Origin of the sequence: Pseudomonas sp. 43(2021), from assembly GCF_017490805.1 — a bacterium.
Classification (GTDB): Bacteria; Pseudomonadota; Gammaproteobacteria; order Pseudomonadales; family Pseudomonadaceae; genus Aquipseudomonas.
Genome location: NZ_JAFGYJ010000585.1, coordinates 1 through 431, shown reverse-complemented (window position 1 = coordinate 431; position 431 = coordinate 1). Strand labels below are relative to the sequence as shown.

Here is a 431-nt window from a genome sequence, read left to right as displayed (position 1 = left end):
GGAATCGACCGCATCTGGCCAAGTCGGTCGACGGCGTTGCGCCGGTTGACGAGCACCCGATGCCGAACATTCTGCTTAAAGATCCGCGCGATTGGGAGCAGGTCAATCACGGAATGCAGATGGTCATGCACGATGCTCGAGGCATCGCCCGAGCGGCGGCTGCGGGGGCGCAATACCGCATCGCTGGCAAGAGTGGTACGGCGCAAGTGGTTGCGATCAAGCAGGGTGAGCGCTACAACCGTGAGAAAACCCTCGAGCGCCACCGTGACAACGCCCTGTTTGTAGGATTCGCACCGGCCGAACATCCGAAGATCGCCATCTCGGTAATGATCGAGAACGGCGAGGCGGGTGGTCGTGTTGCCGGTCCCGTTGTGCGGCAGATCATGGACGCCTGGTTACTCGATAAGGAAGGCCACCTCAAGCCGCAATAC

1 protein-coding gene is annotated in these 431 nt (G+C 60.8%); it reads left to right on the top strand.

Features of this window, described 5'->3' with window-relative positions; all coding sequences use genetic code 11:
* Positions 1-431, top strand: a 431-nt coding sequence (locus J5M71_RS28820) for a penicillin-binding transpeptidase domain-containing protein (protein ID WP_279382409.1), incomplete at both ends; no start/stop codon positions are given.